Below are 22,254 nucleotides of genomic sequence, written 5' to 3' on the forward strand. Positions count from 1 at the left end.
TGTTAAATCTTGAATAGATGCAGGGAGCTCGCAAATGAGTAAAAAAAAGTTTTTGCTCGATTCCTTACTAAATATTATTAGTATGGCCATTCCAATCATGGTACTTCAATTGTTTACCCTTCCGTCGATAGGAAGGGATTTAGGAAGCGAACAATATGGCATTGTCGTCACTTTCATCAGTCTATTTACGGTAGTTAGTTTTCCTTTCGGGAATGTGTTGAACAATGTTCGGCTGCTTTTGGATCACGAATACACAAAGAAAAAGTATTCAGGTGATTTTAATATCCTATTAGTGAGCAGTTTAGTCATAAGTACCATCATGCTTATAATAGGAACCATTTATTATGATGGGCATTTTTCAATGGGAAGTATCTTGTTCATCGTCATTATCGGTGCATTGAATCTAGCAAGAGAATACTTGTCAGTCAGTTTTCGATTGCAGTTAAATTACAGATTGATCTTGATGAATAATGTCATGTTAAGTATTGGCTACTTCCTTGGTACAATTCTTTTTCAGTATATGGAAATATGGCAATTCGTATTTGTTGCCGGATATGGGTTGAGTCTAATTCATATCGTTATACATACGAACTTATATATGGAACCACTTAAATTTACAGCACTTTTCAAATCCACTACCTATAAAAGTATCATACTACTTTGTTCCTCCTTATTAAGAAATGTTCTATCTTATGCAGACAAACTTCTCCTATTTCCTTTACTTGGTCCAACGGCAGTAACGATTTATTATACGGCAACAATTGTTAGCAAAATTATGTTAATGGCCATTACACCCATCAATGGGGTGATATTGAGTTACATAGCCAGAATGGAAAAAATCAATCTCAGAACATTTATTTCTATTATCGTCATGACAGGGTTCATCGGAATGATCGGCTATATGATCACCATATTCGTAAGCCCATTTGTTTTAAATACTTTCTATACGAGTTGGGCAGCAGAATCATTGAAATATATTTATATAACTACAGCTATTGGCATCGTCGAGATGATTATTTCGGTCATCAATCCTTTTATCCTGAAATTTAACGATATCAATTGGCAGATTCTGATCAATGGATCCAATATTGTCGTTTATACGATTAGTACATTTCTCTTGTTTAGGGAATATGGCTTAATGGGGTTCTGTATAGGGATTTTCATCTCAAGCACTTATCAATTACTGTTTATGATCGGCATCTTCATTGTTAGTAATAGACGAAAAAATCTGGCTAACTAAGTGGAATTAAGAGTGACTTTGTGGAGTGTAAGATTTTAAGCGAGATTGTTGATAAGTCGATTGGTTCTAACGGCTTTCAATATGTGAATATACTATAAATCAAGAAACGAGATTCGGGAGATGAGTAAATGAATGGAACGCTTGATTTCAAAAGAATACTAAAAATATTAACCAGGCGTTTATTTCTTATAATTTCCTTCCTATTCATTTCAGTAGCGATGGCAATTGTTGTAAGTTTTTATGTACTGAAGCCGATTTATCAAGCAGAAACACAAATATTAGTGAACCAAAAGAATACCGGTGAAGAAGCCTACTCCTGGTCAGTGTTAGAAACGGATTTGCAATTGATAGATACGTATAATGTCATTATTAAAAGTCCCGTCATTGTAAATAAGGTGATTGAAAAGCTGGATTTAAAAATGACACCAGACCAGTTATCTGGACAAATTTACGTCTCGAATGAAGAGAATTCAAAGGTTCTCACGATTAGCGTGGAAGACTTAGATTCTACTCAGGCAGCCGAAATCGCGAATACTGTTGCCAATGTGTTTAAAGAAGAAATTCCCAATCTCATGAATGTTGATAATATCACGATATTAGCGGTTGCTGGTGAAAATGCTAGCCCTGTAAAACCAAATAAACCGTTGAACATAGCAATCTCGGGAGTCATTGGTTTATTGCTGGGAATTGGATTGGCCTTTCTACTAGAATTTTTCGATAACACAGTGAAAAGCGAGAATGATATAGATGAAATTTTGGCACTACCAATTATGGGAATCGTAAGTTCAATCTCAGACAAAGAGTATGACCGATCCTTACCATCTCGATTGACGAGGGGGAATTAGATGCCTTTAAGAAAAAAAGAGAAGTCCAACAAAACGAAAATAGGAAGAAAATTGATTGCCAATGCAAATCCGAAGTCCATTATTTCTGAACAGTTTCGAACGATTCGAACAAACATAGAATTTTCAATGCCTGAACAGGATATAAAAACGATTTTGGTTACTTCATCCATTCCTGGGGAAGGCAAAACAACGAATGCGGCTAATTTGGGCATTGTTTTTGCTCAAGAAGGCAAAAAAGTATTGATAATCGATGCTGATATGAGAAGACCAACATTACACCATACCTTTGAAATTATGAATATAGTCGGCTTATCCAATCTATTAGCTAGACGAAGCAATTTACAAAATGCGGTTCAACTTACGACGATCAAGAACCTACATGTACTCCCAAGCGGCCCGATTCCGCCAAATCCTTCTGAATTGCTTTCTTCAAGGAATTTGGACGACTTTATCAATGAAGTCAAAAATGAATATGAAATCGTCATCTTTGATGCTCCTCCATTATTGTCCGTCACGGATGCTCAGATTGTAGCAAATAAATGTGATGGCACTTTGCTGGTGGTGAATACAGGCACAGTTGAAAAGAGTGAAGTAGTGAAAGCGAAAGCAAATCTTGAAGCAGTGCATGCCAAAATTTTAGGGGTCGTATTGAATAACTATAAACTGGGGAAGAAAAAAGGCTACTATTATTATTAATTTTTTATCAAGATGGCAACGGCGCATTTCCTTTGGGATTTGCGTTTTATTTTGCTCTTTTGTAAAGCTTGGTGGTAAAATGGGGATTGTATTTATAGAAAGTAGGTCTAACTAGATGAAAGTTATTTTTATTGGGGACATTGTCGGGTCGATTGGCCGTGAAGCGGTTGAAAAATATCTGCCTCGTTTAAAAAGAAAATATGCGGCAGATGTCGTGATTGCCAATGGTGAAAATGCGGCAGCGGGTCGCGGGATTACACAAAAGATTTACCAGCAACTGTTGCAAGTTGGTGTGGATGTCATCACGATGGGGAACCACACTTGGGATAATAAAGACATTTTCGAATTTATCGATGATGCAGATTATTTGATACGCCCTGCGAACTTTTCGGAGGAGGCACCTGGTAAAGGGATGGTGCAAATCTCGAAGAATGGTGTGACATTGTCGGTGATTAATTTACATGGTCGTGTCTTCTTGCCGCCTCACGAGGATCCATTTGCAGTTGCAGATCAGCTGGTTGCTGAAGCGCGCAAAACATCGCCATTAGTATTTGTCGACTTCCACGCAGAAGTAACAAGTGAAAAGATTGCGCTCGGCTGGCACCTAGATGGTCGTGTATCAGCAGTCGTTGGGACACATACACATGTCCAAACTGCCGATAGTCGAATCTATCCAGGTGGGACTGCCTATATAACGGATGTTGGAATGACAGGTCCGTACGATGAAATTTTAGGTATGAAAAAAGAAAGTGTCATCTACAAATTCCAAACAAATATGCCATCCCGTTTCGAAGTCCCAAAAGAAGGACGCGAAGTATTAAGCGGCTTCTTTGTTGAAATCGATGACAAAACAGGAAAAGCGTTGCACTGCGAACGCATTTACATCAATGCCGATTACCCGTTTCAAGGGTAATCGTGTAGCCCGCCAACTCATGTTGGTGGGTTTTTTGGTGCACGAAATTTATAGTTGTTAGGTGGATTTGGTATCTTTATGAGAAATTTATTATTTTTTTATTGGAATAACACTTGGATTTTTCAAGTGTCGGGATTATCGCTAGAAGTGTCGGGATTTTAAGAAAAAGTGTGAGGTTTATTGCTCAAAGTGGCTGGATTAATTCAAAAAGTCGCTGGATTATTTTTAGAAAGGTTGAATATTTATTCAAAATCTTTCTCTGAATCTTATTTTAGAAACATACTAGATTGAAATTTATCAAGAAGTCATTCAACCGATACTTGTGTCCATTCTAAAGCATTCAATTCTTCCCCTTATTAAGAAAAATTTCGCACCAATCTAGAAATCAAAAAAAATAAATGGTTTTGCCGTCCAAATTGGACTAGTTGCGATTCTATTTTGCTTGGTAGCATCATAAAATGTGATACGGACACTAAGTTGAAGTCCTTTGAATGAACGCCCACTAATTCGAATGCTTCATTCAACATCTAATATAGCAAACATGGGGAGGAATAAATGTGGATTCATTAAAAGTATCGTCTCGCTCTAATCCAAATTCTGTTGCAGGTGCGCTTGTTGCTGTTATTCGTGAGCAAGGGTATGCAGAAATGCAAGCTGTAGGTGCAGGTGCATTAAATCAAGCAGTAAAGGCAGTTGCGATTGCACGTGGTTTCGTCGCTCCAAGTGGCACGGACCTAATTTGTGCACCCGCGTTCGCAGATATTACTATCGCTGGTGAGGATCGTACGGCATTAAAGTTAGTCGTTGAAAAAAGAAATCGATAAGTAAAGTTAAGGCTCTTACTAATCAGCAAAAGCTGGTGGGTAAGAGCTTTTTAGTTTAACAAAGTAAGAGATATCATTCTACGTACTTATATATTGGAAAACCATTTTTTTATCTTTTTATTATTGTGAAATTACCAAAAAAGTTAGGAATACTATGATGCATACTATATTTAGAACATAAATGTAAAACTATCTATTATTGGGAGATAACATTTTTTGAAAGATGAAATTATTTTAGTGATTTATGAGAATTTTAGAAATTTTATTATTAATGAATAGTATATTCACATCGATTTAATATTATGGTATTTTATAAGAGTTCTAAATATATATTTTAAATGTTACTTTTAAGCTGAATGATTAAATGTGATAGGTATCTACAATGTTTAATTTGAAAGTTTAAAAAAATTTACAATTTTTATAGGTATTAATTACCAGGTCTATTTAATGATTTATATTAGTGCGGAAGATAAAGGGTGTAGGAAGAAAGGGTGAAGTGTCTTAAATATAGTAGTCTAATGAACTAATAATCTAAGTTGAAGAGACTAATCGTCTTAGAAGGTGTTAGCTCCCAGTTAATTTAGGAGAGATTTTTCATAAAGGTCACAAATTTATTAATATACAAACGTATTCATCGTATTCAGTTACAAAAAAAGATAAATGGGGTAAAGTATGAAGCTATTACGAAATTTGAAAATTAAACAAAAATTGATCGTACTAATTATTATCAGCACACTTTCTTTAGGGAGTGTCGGCTATTTAGGCCTCTATTACATAAATAATATGGCGGAAAAGTCAGAAATCATGTATGGCGATCTATTGAAGCCTACTGAATCGTTAGGACAAATCTTGACTTTAACTCGAGCAATTGATGCTAATACACTCGAGTTAATGATTACAACGGACGAATCAAGGAACAAGGAAATCCTTGAAAATATTAATTTGAGAATGGAAGAAATAGATGAAGAAATCTCTAACTTTGGAAATTCTCAATTACTTCCTGAAGAAGTTGAAAAATTCGAATCTTATAAACAAAATATGCTAGAACTACGCTTAGTTAGAGATCAGGTTATAGAGCTTGCTCAACAAAATAAAAATGAAGAAGCCTTTGAATTGTATAGTAATGAAGTTAGCAAAGAACGAACGGAAATTAATCAACAACTTGACGAGTTAATGTCGTTAAAAATTCAAGGTGCAGAACAAATTGCTACGGAAAATAAAGAGATTGCAAAAAATACTCAATTAATACTTTTTATTATCATCATTGTATCAATCATAATTTCCATTCTTGTCGGAATGCTCATTACTAGAATCATCGTAAAACCTATGGCAAACGTACAAGATTTACTTAAAAAAGCAGAAGAAGGGGACTTTACTGTCAAAGGAACTTATCACTCTAAAGATGAGCTTGGTTCATTGAATGAGTCTTTCAATAATATGATCAGCGGGTTGCATGTCATTATTAAAACTGTAAGTGAAACCTCTCAACAGGTAGCTGCCTCATCTGAGGAATTGAGTGCAAGTGCAGAGCAAAGCAGCAGTGCGAGTGAACATATTTCGAATATCATTCAGGAATTGGCTATTGGTTCGGAGAGTCAAGTTCTAAGTGTGGATGAAAGTACTTCGGCGATCAAGGGAATGACCAGCAATACGGAACTGATTGCTAGTAATGCAGAAATCGTTTCATCTACTGTCCTGCAAACTTCTAAGATGTCCAAAGAAGGTAATGAAACGATTGAAAAAGCAATAAAACAGATGAATGACATCAATGAAAATGTAATGAGTTTATCAAATAAAGTAACAGCCCTTAACGAGCATTCAAAAGAGATTGGAAATATTAATGAGGTCATTACAGATATTGCTGCTCAGACGAATTTGCTAGCCTTAAATGCAGCAATCGAAGCTGCACGTGCCGGGGAGTATGGAAGGGGATTCTCCGTTGTTGCGGACGAAGTAAGAAAGCTGGCAGAACAGTCTGCAAGTTCAGCAGAACAAATTGCTAGCATCATTACAATTATTCAAAGAGAGAACCATCATACGCTTGATTCCATGAAAACGACTACCCATACGGTTAGAGAAGGGCTGGATGTTGTTCAAGAAGCAGGAAAAGCATTTAGAGAAATCGGGAAGTCGATTCAAGAAGTTGTAGCTCAGATTCAAGGCGTCACAGCAGCGGTCCAGCAACTATCCATGGGGACTAAACAAGTAAACCAATCGATGGAGACAGTAAGTTCTGTTGCTGAAACCTCAGCATCGGCAACTCAAAATGTTTCCGCAGCGACGCAAGAACAATTAGCTTCAATGGAAGAGATTTCAGCTTCCTCTACAGCATTAGCAAAAATGGCAGAAGATCTGCAGGACCTGATTATTCGTTTTAAAATATAAGATTGAGTAATTTTAACGGTAGCCTTCTATGCATGTAAACGAATCACTTCATCGCTTTTGATGAAGTGATTTTTAATTTTTAACCATATGCACTAACTTTATTCTGAATTTTACGAATTGTATTTGAATTGTATATGTACCTGGTACATATACAATTCATAAGAACAAAAAGCGACACTAGTATCTACACACTAGGTCGCTTATTTTTAATTAGTCGTATGAATTTCTGTAATTTGATAATACCCATACTCATCGATAATTACGGTATATTCTTTATTTTTGTTGTAAGTAGTGTTTTCGCCAGCTGCGTTGTAAAAATCAAATTCTTCGTTTGTTGTGACAATGGCATAGTCCTCCAATATTTCAACATTGGTAATTGTATTGGTCAGGAAGAAAAACTCATAGCCTTGACCTGAAATATCATGAATATATTGTTCCAGCTCTAAATAGGCACTGCTGCCAGGTAATACCAAATCTTGAATCCAGTAAAAATCTTCGTAATACAAAGCGTATTCATAATAATCGCGGAAATAGATGATGAATTCTGATAAGGATTCCTCCTCAAAAAAATATTCATATGTTCCGAAAGTATCTTCCTCATTGTTCCAGAAATCTTCATATTCATCATAGTAGACATCTTCTTCCCCGACGGATGGATCAGCGTAAAAGAATTCTTCATAGGATCCAAAAACAGTGGCAACCTGGGTTTCGTCCATTGGATTTGTGATCCAATCATTGATAAGGCTGGCAACTCTGTATAAAGGAATAGCAAATCCAAAACTTGTATTGCTGGTATACAATAGCGAGTTAATGCCGATTACCTCTCCAGTGGTTGCATCAATTAGGGGACCGCCACTGCTGCCCTCGTCAATTTGCGCATCCACTTGATAAAGGCCTTGTGCTTCATCAGTTAATATCGTAAACACTTTCGGCATGGATTCTTTAATAATTTGGGTCTTATCTTTATCTTTTTGTGGAATTGAATCGGAAGGATCTGTTTCAATTTTAGTATTATCCTCGGTCACGGTTTTTTGAGGATTGATAACGGCATTAAAGATGGCAAAACTAATAACGACTGTACTTAGGATGGTTATTAATATGCCCATAATTATCCATGTGCGTTTTGATATCATGTTCTCCTTGATATGTTGGCCACAAGACGAGCAAAATTTTGCCTGTTCCTCCAATTTAGACCCGCAATTTGAACAATGCATGATCACGTCTTCCTTCTATTTAAATTTAAGGATATTCTTACTATTATATTAAGACGCGAGTGGGAAATGAATAAGAAACCGGAAATTTGAATAGGTAAGATGTTTTGTGAAATCGACTAATTCCGCTGATAGGTAGGCAACATTCCGGATGATTTCAACGTTTTATCTATTGTTAAAATAATTTAGCGCAATAGGGAAGAATATGTTTTCGATGATATTCGCAAAAGATGATTATCGCTTAGGGGATCAATTTTTCTAATGAAAGTATGTCTTTTACTTATTGAAGTAATCTAAGTATCAAAAAAACGTTTAAGAAAAAAATCTTCCCAACTTGTAAGAGCAATTTGGCATCATTCAAGGTTTAGATCATGGTTTAGACAATTTCATGAAATAAAGTTTCCGTCAAAGGTCTGAATTTGGGAAAAATGCAGTTTTTCCGATAGTTTATGCAAATTGTTCGTGTTAAACTAATGAAGGAAAAATATATATAAAAACAGTTTTTAAGGAGTTGTTATCATGTTACATCAGCTTTCATGGAAAGTCGGTGGGCAGCAAGGTGAAGGTATTGAGAGTACTGGTGAAATTTTCTCAATGGCTATGAATCGTTTAGGTTACCACCTTTACGGCTATCGTCATTTCTCTTCACGTATTAAAGGTGGCCATACGAATAATAAAATTACGGTTCGACCTACAGAAGTTCGTTCCATTGCGGACGATTTAGATATATTAGTGGCATTTGACCAAGAAACAATCGAAGTGAACTACAAAGAACTTACAGAAAAAAGTATTATTTTAGCAGATGCGAAGTTTAATCCAGTGCAGCCAGAAGATTCGAAAGCACCTGTTTTCATCGTTCCATTTACTGAAATTGCGACAGAATTAGGAACTTCACTGATGAAAAACATGGTTGCCATTGGATCGACAGCGGCATTATTAAATTTGAAAACTTCTGTATTCCAAGGCTTGGTCGATGAAATCTTCGGACGCAAAGGGGAAGAAGTTGTTAAGAAAAACATGGAAGCTATCCAACAGGGCTATGACATCATGAGTGAGCTTTTAGGCGACCGTGTTGGTGAGTGGGAACTTGCTCCTGCTGATGGAAAACGCCGTATGTTCATGATTGGGAACGATGCTATCGCTTTAGGTGCACTTGCAGCGGGTTCACGTTTCATGGCAGCTTACCCAATTACGCCAGCTTCTGAGATCATGGAATATTTAATCAAAAAATTACCGAAGTTCGGTGGCGCTGTTATCCAAACTGAAGATGAAATCGCAGCAGCAACAATGGCAATAGGTGCGAACTACGGTGGTGTTCGTTCGTTCACTGCTTCAGCTGGTCCTGGTTTATCACTAATGATGGAAGCAATCGGTTTATCTGGTATGACAGAGCAACCATTAGTTATTGTGGATACGCAGCGTGGAGGTCCTTCAACGGGTCTTCCAACAAAACAAGAGCAATCCGATCTAATGGCAATGTTGTACGGTACTCATGGTGAAATTCCGAAAGTCGTGATCGCACCATCGACTTTGGAAGAAGCGTTCTTTGATACAATCCAAGCATTTAACATCGCTGAGGAATTACAATTACCTGTTATCATTATGACAGACTTACAATTATCACTTGGTAAGCAAACGACTGAACCATTTGATTATAGTAAAATTGAAATCCGTCGCGGGAAGATTGCACTTGATGAGCTTGAACCAGTAGAAAATAAAGATTACTTCAAGCGATATGAAAACACAGAAGACGGTATTTCCACACGTGTGTTCCCAGGGACAGCAAACGGAATTCACCACGTTACAGGTGTTGAGCATGACGAAACTGGGAAACCAAGTGAAGCTGCAGGAAACCGTGAAGTTCAAATGGACAAGCGTTTCCGCAAACTTGAGAACTTAAACTTTAAAACGCCAGTTTACGTGAATGCCCCTCATGATGACGCAGATGTGTTATTAGTAGGATTTAACTCAACACGTGGGGCACTTGAAGAAGTGCAAGAGCGTTTAGCGAATGAAGGCGTAAAAGTAAACCATGCACACATTCGTCTATTATTCCCATTCCCGTCACAGGAAATGGCATCATTAGTAGAGAATGCGAAAAAAGTAATCGTTGTGGAAAACAACAAATCATCTCAACTAGCGAATATCATGAAAATGAATATTGGCGGTCATAACAAAACGCACAGCATCACGAAATATGACGGTACACCGTTCTTACCTCGTGAGCTAGAAAATAAAGTAAAGGAGCTGCTTGACTAATGGCAACTTTTAAAGATTTTCGTAACTCAGTGAAACCAAACTGGTGCCCAGGCTGCGGAGACTTCTCGGTTCAAGCGGCAATTCAACGTGCTTCAGCAAATGTAGGCATCGAGCCACATGAATTAGCAGTAGTTGCTGGGATCGGCTGTTCAGGTCGTATTGCTGGTTACATCAATTCATACGGATTCCATGGAATTCACGGCCGCGCGCTGCCAATCGCACAAGGGCTAAAAATGGCAAACCGTAATCTAAACGTTATCGCGTCTGGTGGAGACGGAGATGGATTTGCCATTGGTATGGCACATACAGTTCATGCCATCCGTCGTAACATCGATGTAACTTACGTTGTAATGGATAACCAAATTTATGGTTTAACAAAAGGGCAAACTTCTCCACGTTCAGCACAAGGTTTCATCACGAAATCTACTCCTGGTGGGGCAATCGAACCTTCATTAAAACCATTGGAAGTGGCTTTATCTGCGGGTGCAACATTCGTGGCACAAGGTTTCTCAACTGACATCAAAGAGTTAACAGCTTTAATCGAAGCTGGAATCCAACACAAAGGATTCTCTTTCATCAACGTATTCAGCCCATGTGTAACATACAACAAAATCAATACGTACGAATGGTTCAAGGAGCACCTAACAAAACTAGCTGATATCGAAGGCTATGATGCTCAAAATAGAGAATTAGCAATGCAAACAGTAATGGAAAAAGAAGGCCTAGTAACAGGGATCATCTACCAAGATCTTGAAACAAAATCATATCAAGAAAAAGTACCAGGCTACTCGGAACAACCACTATCTGAATTAGACATGAACCTTGACGAAGGTCAATTTAATGAATTAGTAAAAGAATTTATGTAAGAATAAGGGGCTCCCATCGCATATGTGGGAGCTCCTTTTTTAAGGGGGGATGGTGGATTGCTTTGTAATCTCGCCACTTTACTCAATAATTCCGCCACTTTTATTGAACATTCACATTCCCAACGTATTGAGCAGTCCCTCGATCAGTCTTAAGATTTACTTCAAGTATATAGTCGCCTTTTTCACTTGGTAAATAGAAGGAACTATCGCTCGCTTCTAGTTCAAACTTCTGCTCATTTTTCCAAGCTACGACACTTAATTCCCTAAGGTCAAAATCATGGTGTCCAAAAAGTAAGTCAACTTCCTCCCCTCTAAAACCGTAAATTGATTGAAGATTTTTCGAAAGCGATAAAATGTCTTCTGTTTCATTTTCAATCTGGTTATTATTTTCTCCACGCCAATCAATATTTGCTTCCTCTAATTCCAGCGGCTCAAAATTACTATCGCTCGAAAGCTCAACAGAAGGTGGGCTAAAATCATAATTCTCCCCAATACACCCCGACAGTGAAAGAATAACGAGCAATCCTATACAGTATTTTAATTTCATTTCACACCTCGTTTTTACGACTTAAATGAATCAATTTCTTAGACGATACCAATTGTTACCAGGTTCGATACTGAGTTTTAGATAAATATCGCATGCGGAATTAATAAAATTAATAAACAAATTAAAATTATTAATTTTTTAATTAAAAATATTTAACTTTATTATTTATTTTCTAAATTATTTGGTTTATAATCGAGTTAACTAAAAGGAAGGGATTTCATAATGGCTTATAAAGTAATCACGAATTGTCCTGTCTGCAGTAAAACATTGAAAATTACGAAGTTGCAGTGCTCCCATTGTCACACAACGATTGAAAATGAGTTTGAATTAACTAAGCTGGCCTCCTTATCAAAGGATCAGCTGCATTTTGTGGAAGTTTTTTTAACTTGTCGAGGCAATATCAAAGAAGTTGAAAAGGAACTGGGGATTTCTTATCCTACAGTTCGAGGCAAGCTAACAGAGATTATTACATCCCTTGGATATGTGCAAAAAAAGAAAAATGAAGTAGACGAGAAAAAAATTGTTACCATGTTGGAAAATGGTGAAATCACACCAGAAGAAGCCATCAAGCTCTTAAAAGAAGAATAAGGAGGAATTGAGTATGAAAGAGGAAATCACAAGAGTGTTAACAATGGTTCAAGAAGGTAAGATTGATGCAGATAAGGGGTCGGAACTGATTCAAGTGTTAAAAGAAAAAGAAGAGTCAGGTAATAAGCTCACAGAAAAACCATCCAAATATCTAGATAAAACATTAAGAATTCGTGTCGTATCAGCCGAAAATGATAACGTCACGGTCAATTTGCCTATCAAACTTGTCAAAGTAGTCTTAATGGCTGGACACAGTATCGCGTCAAGCATTCCGCAATCGGAAAAATACATTAAAGATATCGATATCAGCCTGATTATTGAAGCAATCGAAAACGAATTAGATGGCCAAATTGTGGATATTAAATCGGCAAACGGGGATACCGTTTCTGTCTTCATTGATTAGTGATTGCCTATGATGCATGTAAAAGTGAAATCAAATGAAGTTCGATTATCCATCCCAGTTCCATATGCTATTTTAAACATGGCGATTGCAATTTTGTCTTCGAAATTTCTACAGAAAAACGCAAACAAATGGACAAAAGAGCACTTCGAAAAAAATAAAATCGACTTTACCTTCCCTCAAATTGACAAGAAGTTGCTAAAGCCCATCCTTAAAGAACTTAAAAACCATAAGGGGATGGTGCTTGTAGATGTCAAAGCTAGTGACGGTACGGAGGTTAAGGTTAGACTATAAAACACATTAATCTTAATTTACATTTGAAGAGATAACGTAATATTTTATTTACAATACCGTTAATATCATTCATTTGTCCAAACAAACATAACCTCGTTCTAGATTTAGGGCGGGGTTGAGATTTAGCTTTTATACACAAATCACTACCGATAGTTGAGCATTGTTGTTCAACTATCGGTCCCTTTATTGCTTCCCAAACTATGCAATTTATTTTAGATCGAGATCATCACAATCATAAGAAGCATATTACCATCTATTATTATTCTTATAATTTTTTGTATGAAGATAAACCCGATTATCAATTGATGCCCGGCTACCAATGAAACTCATGATTGCCACTAAAATGCCAAAGAAAACAAAAGCAGTACGGTAATAGCCTTGGAACATGGAAACAAAGGACGCGACCATCAGTAAAATCATGATAACGATTACGATTATCTGCCTTTTACCTTTCTTCTTTTCATTCATCTCTTAACCCCCAATCCGATTGGTACTATTTTCACCTATAACTTTTATATGGTTTATTTTACCATAATCCAATCATTTATAAAAATTCTCCATTGAAGAAATTTAGTATTGAATTTAAGTAGTTGGTTTTTGGTAGTGTTAACAAAAACATTAAAGTGAACACTTCTTACTGCAATATAAACCACATTAGGACGATTCCTAAATTTAAAGGTTCGATTGTTGAACTAGCAAAACAGCTTTTGATAACTAATTTGAACGCCCATACAATTAGAAAAAGAGATGCCGTAGCACCTCCGATTGTTTAAGTAAAGAAATTTAAAAATCCTGTAATAATAACGGCGTTAAAGAAGTCCGATATCATCCCGCCTATAGGGATAGCCAAGTAAGCAGCCGGGGCAGGACCATATTTCCTAGTAATGGTCTGCATGTTAGCCATTGCGTTTGACATGGAACCCATCGCATATCCAATGAAACCAGCAGTCTGAACCGCTGACTCGTAATTTTTACCGAGCAATTTGAACAGTATGTAATAACTGAACAGAAACATGAATACTACTTGGGCTATCAGGATAACAATTATTGGAACTGCCAGGCCTGCTAGCACCCATAGTTTAAGACCCATCATTGCCATGGCTAGGAACAACGATAGTGAAATATCACCGCATATTTCCATTTCTTCATTTGGATGACGTTGGCCGACCGCTTCCACAATGTTCCGTATGATCGCGCCCATTATTAGCGACCCCATGTAGGCAGGGAAAGTGATCCCTGTGGCAGCCATTATATTCGATAGAACTACACCAGATCCCAATGCAAGTGCTAGTAACATGGCTGCCCAAACGAAACGATCGCTACTAGTTCTAATCATTCCAAGAGCTTTTTTCTCTCTTTCTACTTCAACTTCTTCTATATCCACCACTTCATTTTTTGTAACAGCTACTTCACTTTTCGTAATAGCTAATTCTTTGAGCGCAAGCTGATTCAAACGTCTTCGCATGATAGGCCCACCTAATATACTGCCTGCTATCAATCCAAATGTTGCGGCTGCTAAACCGACAACGGAGGCTCCCTGTACCAAATAATCTGGTCCTTCCATTATAGTACCAAATGCAGCAGCCGTACCTGGACCACCCATTAGTGCAATGGAGCCAACCGCTAAACCTAGCCTAGGATCAATGCCGAACAATGAGGCGATACTGCTTCCAATCCCATTTTGCAGTGTGAGTACTACGACCGAAATGAACAAGATGACCAAAATTTGTTTGCCGCCTTTTTTCATGAGAGGTATACTGGCAGTAAAACCAATAGTAGTAAAAAAAACACTCATCAATATATTTTGCAGAGTCGTATCAAGAGTAATGACCATCATCCCACTAGCAGCAAGTACGGTGTTTATCGATGCGAAAATCAGACCTCCAACCAAAGGTGCAGGAATACAATACTTACTTAAGAAAGCATTTTTCTTGACTATCCAGGAACCTAACCAAAACATAATTGCAGCAACAGCTGCAACCTGGTACATATCAAGCTCGAATTCAACCATCTATTTCCCTCCCAAATCATTATTTGACGAATCCTTAAACCAGAAAATCAGCAGAGCAAGCGCTGTTTTTCTTCTAAATGTAGCAACTAAACTTGTTTTTCCATCTTGTTTGTAATTGACACAATAACTCTCTTTCTATCATTATTTAAGTAGAATGAATGAAATTAACTATCAAACCCATACGAACTGCTTATACTTCAACTTTTTAACCTTTCTTTTTGACTATACTTAATATTCTGATAATTAATTTACAAAATTATTGTATAATAGATAGATTTTATTCGTAAAATGAATAGATTAAATAGATATCATTAAAAATTTTAATAGTAATGGATGGAAATCATCGTTTCTCACCATCAGAGACCTTAAAGGATTTATTTTGGATAACACGAAGAAAATAATAAACAGCCTTGGTTCCTTCTTTTATGGAACCGAGGCTGATTCATTTTACCCACCCACTATAAACTTTTGCGGGTCTATTCAGTTCCCTTTATTAGTTCAATGAAACTCTCCATTTGAGGAGCCAGCCATTTATCTTTATGATAAAATAACTGGCTCCATAATTGTATAGAGCAATCTACTACATCAATCGTGACCAACTCGTTATTGTTTAAACTTTCCTTCACTGCATATTCCGGTAAGAATGAAATCCCGAGCCCTTTTTTAAGCAATTTAATAATGGCGCTTGTATTGTCTATGACAAATAAAGGTTGGATTGTGAACCCTTGTTGCATAGCGGTTTCTTCCAAAATACTTCTATAAAAACCGGTGTTCTCTGTTAAGATAAATGGCTGCTCTACAAGCTCTCTCAAAAGGACATTTTTTTTATTTGCAAATGGATTGTCGGGATGTGTAACAAAAACGATTCTGACGGGCTCCGACCAGGCACAAACAAAGTCATTGCTATACATTTTTTTGCCAAGAAAATACACCATATCCAACTTGTTCTGCTTTAACATTTGGAATAATTCGTTTGATGGAGCAGTCCTTGTTTGTACCTTGATCAACGGGAAAAGTGAATAATATTGCGGAAGCTTTTCTGATAAAACCCATATCAAAAGGGACTCTAATATGCCAATATGAAGGTTGCCTTCCATTTTCTCTGGTCGTTTGCCAATCAGCTTAGCTTGTTCTGAAATCGTTACAAGCTGGTTAGCATAATGCATAAAACTCTGTCCATTTGCGGTGAGCTCTACTCTTTTTCCAATACGATTGAATAGAACTGTACCTAACTCTTCTTCCAATTGTTTAATCTGAATCGTAACTGTAGATTGGACATACCCCAGCTGACTGGCTGCTCCAGTAAAAGAACCAATTTCAGCCACGCATAGAAATGTGATGATGTTTCTAAACTCCAAAATTTCCACCAACTAACTATTTAAATTTTTAATGATATCTATTAAATTCATTTATTTTACGAATGGAATAGTTCCATTATACAATAAGTTTGTAAAGTATTATCAGAAAATTCTAATACCGTTAAGGGGGAGTTGTAATAGGTTAGTAGTTTTATAAATTTCCAGGTAGCAGTGCTTGGAGAAATCTATTAGCGAATCAAATTTATATAAATTCTAAGAAATAAGGTGATTTGATGAATAAGCTCTCTATAAATACTTCTATAAACATTAACAGAGAACGGTTGCAATTTAATATTGAAGAACTAGGGAACATCGGTTTAAACGAGTCGCATGGACTGGATCGCATTACTTTCTCAGTCGATGATTTACAAGCAAGACAGTGGTTTATTAACAAAATTAAAGAGTTAAAACTAGATTACCAAATTGATGCAGCAGCAAATATTTGGACTAGTTTACCTAATACCAATGAGAAAGCACCAATCATAATAGGTTCCCATCTTGATACCGTTCCTAATGGCGGGAGATATGATGGTGCACTGGGCGTTTTAATTGGTTTAGAAATTTTAACGACATTGCTTGAAAATGGGATTACAACCGAACATCCAATTGGCTTAGTTTCCTTTACAGCAGAAGAGCCTAATCCATATAATCTTTCAACTTTTGGTAGTAGAGTTGTGACTGGAAAACTTAAAAAGTCGGATATTGAGCATGTGCAAACGAAAGAGGGGATTTCCCTTAAAACGGCACTTGCTTCTGCGGGGGGCTCTGTGGATGCGATTGAAACTGCACAAAAGAAGCCCGATGAATTAGCGGCATTCTTAGAAGTGCATATTGAGCAAGGGAAAAGGCTGCTCAATCAATCGATTTCTACTGGAATTGTCACAGCCATTACGGGAATCTACAGAGAAGAAATTACATTTAAAGGCGAAGCAAATCATGCTGGCACTACATTAATGAAGGAAAGAAACGACGCACTTGTGGCAGCATCAAAATTTGTGGTAGCTTTTGAAGAAATTGTTCGTAATCATCCATCTGATGAGGTAGTTGGAACAATAGGGCAGTTCTCTATTAAACCTGGGGCACCTAATATCATTCCAAACGAAGTGAATTTACTTATGGAAATTCGTGGCGATAAGGCTGAAAAAATAAAAGAGACGTTACAACAAGTAGAGAATGTATTTGCAGAACTTGCAAATCACCAACCAATTAAAGTTAACAGAACCAATATTTTAGATCAAGCTCCAACAGAAATGGATAAACGAATTATCGAAACATTTAAAGACGCTGTTCCACCAGAGGACAAGTATCTCCTATTGGGAAGTATGGCGGGTCATGATGCAACACATCTTGCCTCCATTACAAAAGCCGGCATGTTATTTGTCCCAAGTATAGATGGAAAAAGCCATTGTCCAGAAGAATACAGCCGAATTGAAGATATTGAAAAGGTTGCCAATGTGTTACTACAATCTATTTTTAAATTAGACAATCTGTTAAATTAGGAGGAAATCTTATGAATGAGCATGCATATGATGTTGCCATAATTGGTGGAGGAACCATGGGGATCGCAACAGCTTATTACTTAGCAAAGAGAAATCAAAAAGTCTTAGTGATCGACCAATATTCTATTCCCAATCTATTTGGAAGTCATCACGGAGAAACGCGCATTTTGCGTTTGGGTTACGGAAATGGAGGTACATATGTTCCGTTAGTAAAAGAATCTTTAGATCTATGGAAAGAACTCGAAAATGAAACAGGTAAAACATTATTTAATCAAACAGGTGCAATTTCCGTCGGATATCCTGACTCTGATTTTGTAAAAGAAACAATTGATAGTTCCATTAAATACAATCTTGCGTATGAAGAACTCGATGCAAAAGGTTTGATGGAAAGATGGCCGGGTATTACTGTCCCTGAAGATTATGTAGCTTGTTATGATCCACATTCAGGTTTTCTTTATAGTGAGGAATGTGTTTTAACATATAAAGAGGAATGTGAGAAATTAGGTGTCACAATCCTTGAGAATCAACGAGTGGAAGATATCCAAGTATCTGATGTGGAAGTGAAAGTTATAACAGCAGCCAATGATACTTTAATAGCCCGAAAAGCTGTTGTTACTGCAGGTGCGTGGATACCCAAATTATTACCTGAGCTTCAATTGGAAATTAAACCGCTTCGCAAAACATTTGGATGGTTTGAAACATCGGAAGAGGATTTATACGGAAGCCAATTCCCGTGTTTTGTTTTTGATACGCATAACGTTGGACATTATTACGGTTTTCCAGACTATAACGGACAAGGATTAAAAGTAGGACGGATGGATTTGGGCGAAGAAGTAGATCCGGATGAATTGAATCGTGACTTTTTCAGTACTCCGAAAGAAGAAGAAGACTTACGTTCTTTCTTAAGTCGTTTTTTACCTCAAGCAAATGGTCGTTTAAATGATGGAAAGGTTTGTCTATTCTCTATGACGCCCGATGAGGATTTTATTATTGATTTTCATCCGGAACATAGCAATCTAATTTTTGCAGGTGGATTTTCGGGCCACGGATTTAAATTTGCAAGTGCTATTGGAAAAACATTGTCAGAATTAGCGATTGAAGGGAAATCAGAACAAGACATTTCATTTTTAAGACTTAATCGATTCTATAATGTTAGTGAATCGATATAAGAGCATTTAATAAGAAGATTAATATAGAAGTATTAAAATGATCATGGATTTCATGGTCATTTTTTTCCTCTAAATCAAGTTGGTCATTTAGTGAAAATTAAGTTTTAACTTAAAACGGGGGATTGGAATTTGAAATTAATTAAAAAAGATGAATTACATACGGCCAAATGGAGCGGTGGAAGCACAACAGAAATCATGATCTACCCACCAGAAGCTTCATACGTTGGGAGACAATTTGAATGGAGAGTTAGCATAGCGACGATCGAGGAAGAACAGACTATTTTTACAAAATTAAAAGGGTTTAATAGACAAACAATGGTGCTTGAGGGAACTCTAAAACTTAACTACCTAGAACAGAGCAGCGTGAATTTAACCCCATACGAACAGACTATTTATCAAGGAGATTGGAAGACAACCAGTGAAGGGGTGGCAACTAATCTGAATCTCATAACAGGACCTGCCATATCTTCTATGATGAAAGCTGAGTTCTTCCAAACCGATTATATGAATTATCCATTATCCTGCATCAAGGATCAAAATAAAGAAGTGCATCATTTATTTATAGCACTGGAACCATTTGAGGTTGGAGGGAGTTTGAACAGTTTTCTTGATAAAGGAGATAGCCTTTATTTGAATGAAAACGATATTTTAATAGATAATGATGAGATTAAGTTATATTCACAAACGGATAGCATTCAATTTATTTATATAAGATTTGTTAATGCTCTATAACTATTAATACCCTCTTCCCCAACTTGAATAATAGATTGTAAATGATATCTTCATTTGATGTTCAATGATGATAGAATTAATATAAATACGTAAGGAAAGAAATAGCGAAATCTCCATCAGATTAAAGGGGGAAGTTATGATTGGCAGAATTACGGGATTGGAAAACTAGTGCTCACGGGCATAAATTTATAGCTTCTTTTAGCGGGGGAAAGGATAGTACGTTAGCTCTATATAAAGCAATGAAGGTAGGCGAAGCGGCTGGCCTGATCGTCATGATGGAGGAACAAGGGAAACGTTCCAGATCCCATGGTATGCCTCCGGATCTCATACGTGCCCAAGCTAGTTCTATAGGTTTGCCTATTTATTCTGCAGCAGCAAGTTGGGCAGATTATGAAAAAGTTTTTATAAGTCTTTTGGAAAAAGCAAAAAATCATGGAGCAGAAGTGTTAGTCACAGGAGATTTAGATATGCCTGCACATGGTTGTTGGCATGAAAAGGTAGCTGACTATGCAGGATTAAAGCTTGGTATGCCCTTATGGGAATTGGACCATCGTGAAGTCGTGGAAGAGTTCATCGATCTAGGATTTGTAACAATGATTGTAACTGTCAATCTAACTCTTGGAATGCGAGAGGACGATTTAGGACGCACCTTGACTCATGAATACGTGAAGGAACTTGTGGCTCGTGGGATTGACCCTTGTGGAGAAGGTGGAGAGTTCCATACCACAGTAATAGATGGGCCAATCTTTAAACAGCCCATTCCAGTCCGTAAATGTAAGGTTGTCAAGGACGGAGATTATGCATTTTTACCTTTGGAGCTAGATCGGTAGCCTATAAAAATAAGAAATACATAAGCGTGTCTAGAAAAATGATTAAAACACGCTTATTACCTAATAGGATCCTTTTAGACCTAGTAAAAGTCAATGATCAAGAATGATCGACAGATATAAATATTTTTAACGCGCCAAATACCAAAATGAAAATAAAGATCAGTGGTATAAAGCTAAGTATGTTATTGCTGGTTAGAAATCCTAATAGAACAAAAGGGATTGCAATCATGGTAGTCATCGAAGTAAATTTTGTATAGCGAATAGCTTTTTTGGATGGTTCTGGTTCTTCTGTATACTTCCATCTTTTCCCTAATAGTATACTTTGCTCTGGCTCCAGATACGACCAGATTAATACAAGATATAAAGGAATTAACAATATTGATACAAATACAATTTCAGCAAACGATGTCATTGGTTTATCACCTCATATAGAAGGATTAGGAATTTACATAATTTACGAATTATACCGTAAGAAGTTTCACTAGTTAACTTCTTATTCAACTAAACTGATGCTACCTAAAAATCATAGTTGAAATAATCGTTCACAAACTCTGGCATCGGGTTGCTATTATCTTCTTCCCCGATAGAATCTAAATCAAAATCATAAAAATAGAGATAGGCAATACTTTGTTCTTTATCCGATGTTCCAATCATCCCAAATGATTTAGGAAATTCATTTTCATCAACTATTTTAAAAGTATAACTATTGATGACGAATTGATAATCAGGGGTACTCGCTTCATCGGTAGTAGCAGAAGTCATAGTTGAAAATGTAAAGTTTTCTGCTAATTTTTCATTTTCATTTTCAAATGTTTGCTCATCATAATTAACAATCAGTGCAACTGAGTGAGATTGAAAGAATAACATTGTTTTTTTCGTATACCTATATTCAATTTTCTCATATACGGGTAATTGATCAAGAGTAGGCATCATTTGTTTAGCAGGTGCATCAATACCACTACCAGTGTTAAGATATTTTTCTATATCCTTACTAGTCTTGCTGCAGCCTGTCACAACAAATAAAAATGTAATCATTAGTAGAATTGTCACAGTTAAAAGCTTTTTCTTTTTTAGTATTCCCACAATGTTCCCATCCTTTATATTCGAACGTTAACCGATATTAATGCCTCGAATAAGCATATGGAGCGAGCAATTACAACAAACTAAAAAGGTGAAAAGGGTAATCAATTCATCCAAATGGAAATTAATTATTTCCGCTTTAACAGTCATCCTTTTAATTGTTCCAACTTGCTATATGTTGACCTTCGGGTATTATGCTTTTGGTACAAAATCAACCACTTTAATGGACGTATCAAGTAAGACGCTTTATATTACCGAGCAACAATTGTACCTTTTCCTTAAATGTTCGTCTTATTTCTGGTGGCAAGCTGTTTCAACTGATCGGAAATTATTATCCAAAAGCTAAGAAAATTCTCTTAGCTTTTTTGCTGTTCCTGGACATATACATATTACAAAAGATTCATTGGGGATAAGTTAATTGAAGAGTCTAGATAAGATATACTTCTCAATCCATGCTTTATAGTCGATTTATGCTAATATCGCTATTCAATTTACAATAATTTAACA

Annotated in this window: 22 protein-coding genes and 1 pseudogene; 15 read left to right on the plus strand and 8 right to left on the minus strand. The window is 36.6% G+C overall.

The window, feature by feature from the left end; translation table 11 throughout:
- Window positions 1-34: 34 nt before the first annotated feature.
- From C1N55_RS07275 to C1N55_RS07300, 6 genes are all read left to right on the plus strand, one after another.
- Window positions 35-1,240, plus strand: coding sequence for a lipopolysaccharide biosynthesis protein (locus C1N55_RS07275; RefSeq protein WP_137728202.1), 1,206 nt, complete (start codon window positions 35-37; stop codon window positions 1,238-1,240).
- A gap of 128 nt (window positions 1,241-1,368) precedes the next feature.
- Window positions 1,369-2,085, plus strand: a complete 717-nt coding sequence (locus tag C1N55_RS07280; protein WP_137728203.1) for a YveK family protein — start codon at window positions 1,369-1,371, stop codon at window positions 2,083-2,085.
- Window positions 2,086-2,781, plus strand: a complete 696-nt coding sequence (locus C1N55_RS07285) for a CpsD/CapB family tyrosine-protein kinase (protein WP_137728204.1) — start codon at window positions 2,086-2,088, stop codon at window positions 2,779-2,781. It begins immediately after the preceding gene.
- 115 nt (window positions 2,782-2,896) lie between these two features.
- Entirely contained in the window at window positions 2,897-3,694 is a 798-nt protein-coding gene (locus C1N55_RS07290; RefSeq protein WP_137728205.1) for a TIGR00282 family metallophosphoesterase, read from the plus strand.
- Between the two features lie 557 nt (window positions 3,695-4,251).
- Entirely contained in the window at window positions 4,252-4,518 is a 267-nt protein-coding gene (locus C1N55_RS07295; protein WP_097072367.1) for a stage V sporulation protein S, read from the plus strand.
- Window positions 4,519-5,190: 672 nt separating this feature from the next.
- The gene (locus C1N55_RS07300) at window positions 5,191-6,903 is read left to right on the plus strand and encodes a methyl-accepting chemotaxis protein (protein WP_137728206.1); all 1,713 of its coding nucleotides are present in this window, start codon (window positions 5,191-5,193) and stop codon (window positions 6,901-6,903) included.
- A 206-nt stretch (window positions 6,904-7,109) separates the two neighbouring features.
- Here C1N55_RS07300 and C1N55_RS07305 read toward each other — a convergent pair whose 3' ends face one another.
- A complete protein-coding gene (locus C1N55_RS07305) occupies window positions 7,110-8,036 on the minus strand; it encodes a TcaA NTF2-like domain-containing protein (protein WP_240758402.1) in 927 nt (308 codons plus the stop codon).
- Between the two features lie 18 nt (window positions 8,037-8,054).
- Window positions 8,055-8,117, minus strand: a pseudogene (locus tag C1N55_RS21005) (zinc-ribbon domain-containing protein); the annotation flags it as partial.
- Window positions 8,118-8,633: 516 nt separating this feature from the next.
- Between C1N55_RS21005 and C1N55_RS07310 the strand changes: the two are divergent.
- Together C1N55_RS07310 and C1N55_RS07315 are read left to right on the plus strand one after the other, a co-directional pair.
- Window positions 8,634-10,373, plus strand: coding sequence for a 2-oxoacid:acceptor oxidoreductase subunit alpha (locus C1N55_RS07310; RefSeq protein ID WP_137728208.1), 1,740 nt, complete (start codon window positions 8,634-8,636; stop codon window positions 10,371-10,373).
- A complete protein-coding gene (locus C1N55_RS07315) occupies window positions 10,373-11,239 on the plus strand; it encodes a 2-oxoacid:ferredoxin oxidoreductase subunit beta (protein ID WP_137728209.1) in 867 nt (288 codons plus the stop codon). The genes C1N55_RS07310 and C1N55_RS07315 overlap by 1 nt, the downstream gene beginning before the upstream one ends.
- Before the next feature lie 100 nt (window positions 11,240-11,339).
- Here C1N55_RS07315 and C1N55_RS07320 read toward each other — a convergent pair whose 3' ends face one another.
- Window positions 11,340-11,786: a hypothetical protein gene (locus C1N55_RS07320; protein WP_137728210.1), complete on the minus strand. Its 447-nt coding sequence runs from the start codon at window positions 11,784-11,786 to the stop codon at window positions 11,340-11,342.
- A gap of 222 nt (window positions 11,787-12,008) precedes the next feature.
- Between C1N55_RS07320 and C1N55_RS07325 the strand changes: the two genes are divergently transcribed.
- Genes C1N55_RS07325 through C1N55_RS07335 form a run of 3 tightly spaced genes read left to right on the plus strand, consistent with a single transcriptional unit; the run spans window position 12,009 to window position 13,068 of the window.
- The gene (locus C1N55_RS07325) at window positions 12,009-12,374 is read left to right on the plus strand and encodes a DUF2089 domain-containing protein (RefSeq protein ID WP_137728211.1); all 366 of its coding nucleotides are present in this window, start codon (window positions 12,009-12,011) and stop codon (window positions 12,372-12,374) included.
- A 13-nt stretch (window positions 12,375-12,387) separates the two neighbouring features.
- The gene (locus tag C1N55_RS07330) at window positions 12,388-12,777 is read left to right on the plus strand and encodes an SHOCT-like domain-containing protein (protein ID WP_137728212.1); all 390 of its coding nucleotides are present in this window, start codon (window positions 12,388-12,390) and stop codon (window positions 12,775-12,777) included.
- Between the two features lie 9 nt (window positions 12,778-12,786).
- Complete coding sequence (locus C1N55_RS07335) at window positions 12,787-13,068, plus strand: hypothetical protein (RefSeq protein ID WP_137730573.1); 282 nt, start codon at window positions 12,787-12,789, stop codon at window positions 13,066-13,068.
- 246 nt (window positions 13,069-13,314) lie between these two features.
- On the opposite strand, the gene C1N55_RS07340 is transcribed toward C1N55_RS07335, so the two are convergent.
- The 3 genes from C1N55_RS07340 to C1N55_RS07350 form a co-directional block, all read right to left on the minus strand.
- Entirely contained in the window at window positions 13,315-13,536 is a 222-nt protein-coding gene (locus tag C1N55_RS07340) for a hypothetical protein (RefSeq protein ID WP_137728213.1), read from the minus strand.
- 301 nt (window positions 13,537-13,837) lie between these two features.
- Window positions 13,838-15,079 (minus strand): sodium/glutamate symporter, encoded by a 1,242-nt coding sequence (locus tag C1N55_RS07345; protein ID WP_137728214.1) that lies wholly within the window; start codon window positions 15,077-15,079, stop codon window positions 13,838-13,840.
- Between the two features lie 476 nt (window positions 15,080-15,555).
- Window positions 15,556-16,437 (minus strand): LysR family transcriptional regulator, encoded by an 882-nt coding sequence (locus tag C1N55_RS07350; RefSeq protein ID WP_168193816.1) that lies wholly within the window; start codon window positions 16,435-16,437, stop codon window positions 15,556-15,558.
- A gap of 233 nt (window positions 16,438-16,670) precedes the next feature.
- Here C1N55_RS07350 and C1N55_RS07355 point away from each other — a divergent pair, with 233 nt between their 5' ends.
- The 4 genes from C1N55_RS07355 to C1N55_RS07370 all read left to right on the plus strand — a co-directional run bounded on the left by C1N55_RS07355 (window position 16,671) and on the right by C1N55_RS07370 (window position 20,667).
- On the plus strand, window positions 16,671-17,936 hold the full coding sequence (locus C1N55_RS07355; protein WP_137728216.1) for a M20 family metallo-hydrolase: 1,266 nt from the start codon (window positions 16,671-16,673) through the stop codon (window positions 17,934-17,936).
- 11 nt (window positions 17,937-17,947) lie between these two features.
- Window positions 17,948-19,105, plus strand: coding sequence for an N-methyl-L-tryptophan oxidase (solA, locus tag C1N55_RS07360; protein WP_137728217.1), 1,158 nt, complete (start codon window positions 17,948-17,950; stop codon window positions 19,103-19,105).
- Between the two features lie 129 nt (window positions 19,106-19,234).
- A complete protein-coding gene (locus C1N55_RS07365) occupies window positions 19,235-19,837 on the plus strand; it encodes a HutD family protein (RefSeq protein ID WP_137728218.1) in 603 nt (200 codons plus the stop codon).
- A gap of 140 nt (window positions 19,838-19,977) precedes the next feature.
- Window positions 19,978-20,667, plus strand: coding sequence for a Dph6-related ATP pyrophosphatase (locus C1N55_RS07370; RefSeq protein ID WP_137728219.1), 690 nt, complete (start codon window positions 19,978-19,980; stop codon window positions 20,665-20,667).
- A gap of 97 nt (window positions 20,668-20,764) precedes the next feature.
- On the opposite strand, the gene C1N55_RS20660 is transcribed toward C1N55_RS07370, so the two are convergent.
- Entirely contained in the window at window positions 20,765-21,079 is a 315-nt protein-coding gene (locus tag C1N55_RS20660) for a DUF6199 family natural product biosynthesis protein (protein ID WP_205758521.1), read from the minus strand.
- A gap of 104 nt (window positions 21,080-21,183) precedes the next feature.
- On the minus strand, window positions 21,184-21,750 hold the full coding sequence (locus C1N55_RS07380) for a hypothetical protein (RefSeq protein WP_205758522.1): 567 nt from the start codon (window positions 21,748-21,750) through the stop codon (window positions 21,184-21,186).
- Window positions 21,751-22,254: the final 504 nt, after the last annotated feature.

Origin of the sequence: Lysinibacillus sp. SGAir0095, assembly GCF_005491425.1 — a bacterium.
GTDB lineage: Bacteria > Bacillota > Bacilli > Bacillales_A > Planococcaceae > Ureibacillus.

Excerpts from the sequence above, each read along its gene's own strand:
- solA (WP_137728217.1), top strand. The coding sequence starts at position 17,948 with ATGAATGAGCATGCATATGATGTTGCCATAATTGGTGGAGGAACCATG.
- C1N55_RS07320 (WP_137728210.1), bottom strand. The coding sequence starts at position 11,786 with ATGAAATTAAAATACTGTATAGGATTGCTCGTTATTCTTTCACTGTCG.
- C1N55_RS07305 (WP_240758402.1), bottom strand. The coding sequence starts at position 8,036 with ATGATATCAAAACGCACATGGATAATTATGGGCATATTAATAACCATC.
- C1N55_RS07285 (WP_137728204.1), top strand. The coding sequence starts at position 2,086 with ATGCCTTTAAGAAAAAAAGAGAAGTCCAACAAAACGAAAATAGGAAGA.
- C1N55_RS07315 (WP_137728209.1), top strand. The coding sequence starts at position 10,373 with ATGGCAACTTTTAAAGATTTTCGTAACTCAGTGAAACCAAACTGGTGC.
- C1N55_RS07310 (WP_137728208.1), top strand. The coding sequence starts at position 8,634 with ATGTTACATCAGCTTTCATGGAAAGTCGGTGGGCAGCAAGGTGAAGGT.
- C1N55_RS20660 (WP_205758521.1), bottom strand. The coding sequence starts at position 21,079 with ATGACATCGTTTGCTGAAATTGTATTTGTATCAATATTGTTAATTCCT.
- C1N55_RS07290 (WP_137728205.1), top strand. The coding sequence starts at position 2,897 with ATGAAAGTTATTTTTATTGGGGACATTGTCGGGTCGATTGGCCGTGAA.
- C1N55_RS07300 (WP_137728206.1), top strand. The coding sequence starts at position 5,191 with ATGAAGCTATTACGAAATTTGAAAATTAAACAAAAATTGATCGTACTA.
- C1N55_RS07275 (WP_137728202.1), top strand. The coding sequence starts at position 35 with ATGAGTAAAAAAAAGTTTTTGCTCGATTCCTTACTAAATATTATTAGT.
- C1N55_RS07345 (WP_137728214.1), bottom strand. The coding sequence starts at position 15,079 with ATGGTTGAATTCGAGCTTGATATGTACCAGGTTGCAGCTGTTGCTGCA.
- C1N55_RS07355 (WP_137728216.1), top strand. The coding sequence starts at position 16,671 with ATGAATAAGCTCTCTATAAATACTTCTATAAACATTAACAGAGAACGG.
- C1N55_RS07335 (WP_137730573.1), top strand. The coding sequence starts at position 12,787 with ATGATGCATGTAAAAGTGAAATCAAATGAAGTTCGATTATCCATCCCA.
- C1N55_RS07340 (WP_137728213.1), bottom strand. The coding sequence starts at position 13,536 with ATGAATGAAAAGAAGAAAGGTAAAAGGCAGATAATCGTAATCGTTATC.
- C1N55_RS07280 (WP_137728203.1), top strand. The coding sequence starts at position 1,369 with ATGAATGGAACGCTTGATTTCAAAAGAATACTAAAAATATTAACCAGG.
- C1N55_RS07325 (WP_137728211.1), top strand. The coding sequence starts at position 12,009 with ATGGCTTATAAAGTAATCACGAATTGTCCTGTCTGCAGTAAAACATTG.
- C1N55_RS07330 (WP_137728212.1), top strand. The coding sequence starts at position 12,388 with ATGAAAGAGGAAATCACAAGAGTGTTAACAATGGTTCAAGAAGGTAAG.